Raw genomic sequence first — 3350 nt, 5'->3', positions numbered from 1 at the left:
CCCTTTATAAAAATACTTTATTTATTATTATACACCAACAAGCCTTACTCTACCTAAAGATTGTACTTAAATCTAATCTATTTATATATAACATTGATAACACTTAATTGTAAGATTTGTAATTATTTTTTAACAATTAATCACTATTAAAAAAATTGTATAGCATTGTAAAACCACATATATTCTAATGTTCTAAATAAATTTTATAGATATTTTTTAATTTTTTTAAATTTTCTGCTTATTTTTTATCAAACCTATGTTATAATATAAACAAATAAATTTATGGGAGGTGTTTCTTAATGACTAAGAACAAGTACTTTACATCCATAAGTATTGGTGTTGCTACGGTTTGGTTTTCTACCCACTGTGGTGCAGGATTTGCTTCTGGAACACAAGAGCTTCAATACTTTGCTAATCACGGTTGGTTCGGAGTATTAATGCCTATCATCACATTCGCAATTATTGCTTTCACTTATTATATTGGTCTAGAAACAGCTAGACAGACTGATAAATGGGGTTATGACCAGTGGTCAAAAGAGGCCTTTGGATCTAAGTCAAAGTTTTTGACTCCGGCAATGGACTTTTCTATTATAATTACAACTATAGCTGCTACTGCTGCTACAATTGCAACAGGTGGACTACTTGGTAATCAGTACCTAGGACTACCAATTGCAGTTGGTTCAATAGCAATGTTTGTTATAGTTACACTCCTATCTATATTTGGAGAAAATATAGTTAGAAAGAATGCCATGATAATGACGGCTGCAATCCTTATAATCATAACAATCGTTTTGGTTGCAGGTCATATAAAATTTGCTCCGGACATAGCCAGATTATTCAAGGAAGGTTATGTAAATCCTCAATCAGCTAGATGGAGTATTTCAGGTAAGGGAACTCCTGTTCCTGGTAACCTTGGTAATTCACTTATGTGGGCCTTAACATATGCAGGCTTCCAGATTAGTGCTATAGGTGGTATTTCTGCTTCATTTAAGGGTGGTAAGTTTAAGGAAGAAGCAAAGGGTGCAATGGCCATAGGTGCAATTATAAATATTTTAATGCTAGTTGGTATCTGCTTGTTGATATTCTCTCAGATGCCACACATCTTCATAAATGAAGAAACTAGAAAGCTACCTACAGTATTTATAGTAAACCAGCTTAATATACCAGTTCTGGCTGTTCTATACCCTATCTTATTATTCTTGGCTCTTATAACAACTGCTGTAGGATTTATATTCGGTATGGTACAAAGGCTAGACCCTTATGTATTAAAGAGCATGGAATCAAAACCTATTCTTAGAAAGGCAATTATAAGTATAGCTTGTCTTTTAGTTTGCTACGGTGTATCAAACTTTGGTCTAATGTGGGTTATCCAGGTTGCTTATAAGTATCTAGGTATATTTAACTGGATATTTATAATCCTACCATTATGGTTCTTAGGCTATAAGAATATAAAGAAGAGGGATAAGGGTGAAAAATTAGAAGTTTAACCTATTGTTAACTAGATTTCTCATATAATAAAAGAGGGGGGTTCCGGATACTATCGGTTCCTCCCTCTTTTATCTCTTATTAATTTGTTGGATGAACTAGGTTTATCCTAGAAAATTTTATACCATGTTGGTCAAATTCATATTTAAATTCTTCCATTAACTTATAGTATACATCCCAGTAATCCTCAGTCTTTGCCCAAGGTCTAGCTATAAACTTTATTACATTGTTGTTCATAGACTCCACACCTATCAAAGGCTTTGGTGAAGATAATATCCTTTCTTCCTGGTCAAAGAGCCTGTTTGATATCTCATATAATGTCTTGACATTTGTATCGTATTCTACATTAAATACAAAGTCTATCCTCCTCTTATTTTGGGCTGTATAATTAATTACAGGGTTAGAGGTTAACTGAAAGTTTGGCATCACTATCAGTTTATTATCATTTGTCTTTAGGCTTGTTGAGAACATAAGTATCTCCATTACAGTTCCCTCATTTCCCTGACAATTTATAAAGTCACCTATATCAAATGGCTTGAAAAATAATATTATCAAGCAAGACCCAAGATTTGATAGGACCTCCTTAAAGGCTAAACCTATACTAAAACCGGCCGCACCTAGGACTGCTACAAAGGATGTGGTATTTACACCCAATATAGACATGGCCTGCATAAAGGCTATAATTATAATAGTAACCTGGACGAAGTTAATCATAAAGGTAACGACACCAATACTTGACTTATACTTGGTAAGTATCCTATTCAAAAACCTCTTAACTAATTTGGCTATTAATATACCTATTGCTATTATTACGATGGCAAATACAATAGCAGGCAGTTTTTCTGTAAAAATATCTATATATTTAGTGAAAATTGTAGTTTGTTTTTCTATTGTTTTTTCCAAAAATCTTCCTCCTTACCCTAAGCTCAGCTGCCCTTACATATTCCAAAATAACCTCCTTTAGGTCATCTTAATATTTATTATGCCATCTCTAGCATAAATTTTCCTAACTAACCTATATTAAATCCTCTACATCCATATCAAATACCCTGGCCAACTCACCTATTACTTCATCCAAAGGGCTTAAATCATCCTTATCCACTATTTCTTCCATCTCACTATCACTGATATTAAGGGCTGCTCCTAGTAGGCCAACATCCAGGCCCTTCTCTTCCATAAGTTTTCTTAATCTCGACATTTACATAACCTCCATACACATATTATTGGTATTATATTTATATTTTTTGTCTATAGCTTATATTATTTATCTGTACTAATATATATATTGCTACACCTATTAAATATATTAGTATTTTTTATTCTTGATACGGATTTTCTACAAAAAAAATCCTCCTATGATAACTTAATTTTACCATAGAAGGACTTATAATTTCATATTTTTTTAGTCTTTACCAAGTAAACTTGACTGAGCTAGGCCTACTTATATAAAAGTCATAAATTATTTTGGCTAGGTCTAGACTTAACCTAAACCACCTTATTATATTCTTTTTTTAGCTTTTCTATTATCTTTTTTTCCAGCCTAGATACGGTCATCTGTGATATTCCTAGTTCCTCAGCTATGACTGACTGGGTCTTATTGTCAAAGAATCTTCCTCGTATAATTTGAACCTCTAACTCGTTTAATGTCTCCATAAAACGATTAATAAAGTCCATTTCTTCAATATACTTAAAGTTCTTTTCCTCTGTACCGACCCTATCCCCTAGAGTCATATCTTTATCCTCTGAATCATCATTACTAGGCATATCTAGTGATACTGGTTGGTAGCCATAAGATGCTTCCATAGCTTCCAAAACTTCTTCTTCAGTTATGTCTAAATAACTGGCAATTTCTGAAGGTGTTGGAC

Annotated in this window: 4 protein-coding genes; 1 reads left to right on the top strand and 3 read right to left on the bottom strand. The window is 32.9% G+C overall.

The window, feature by feature from the left end; all coding sequences use genetic code 11:
• Positions 1-299: 299 nt before the first annotated feature.
• Positions 300-1487: a hypothetical protein gene (locus ACW6OJ_RS07680; protein WP_456096230.1), complete on the top strand. Its 1188-nt coding sequence runs from the start codon at positions 300-302 to the stop codon at positions 1485-1487.
• A gap of 79 nt (positions 1488-1566) precedes the next feature.
• On the opposite strand, the gene ACW6OJ_RS07675 is transcribed toward ACW6OJ_RS07680, so the two are convergent.
• From ACW6OJ_RS07675 to ACW6OJ_RS07665, 3 genes are all read right to left on the bottom strand, one after another.
• Entirely contained in the window at positions 1567-2388 is an 822-nt protein-coding gene (locus tag ACW6OJ_RS07675) for a mechanosensitive ion channel family protein (RefSeq protein WP_456096229.1), read from the bottom strand.
• Positions 2389-2500: 112 nt separating this feature from the next.
• The gene (locus ACW6OJ_RS07670) at positions 2501-2683 is read right to left on the bottom strand and encodes an XRE family transcriptional regulator (protein ID WP_456096228.1); all 183 of its coding nucleotides are present in this window, start codon (positions 2681-2683) and stop codon (positions 2501-2503) included.
• A 287-nt stretch (positions 2684-2970) separates the two neighbouring features.
• Positions 2971-3350: sigma-70 family RNA polymerase sigma factor (locus tag ACW6OJ_RS07665; protein WP_456096227.1), on the bottom strand; the 380-nt coding region annotated here is incomplete at its 5' end.

It is taken from the genome of Peptostreptococcus sp. (genome assembly GCF_977045075.1).
The sequence above is the reverse complement of the archived record's forward strand: the minus strand, read 5'-3'. Positions and strand labels throughout refer to the sequence as shown.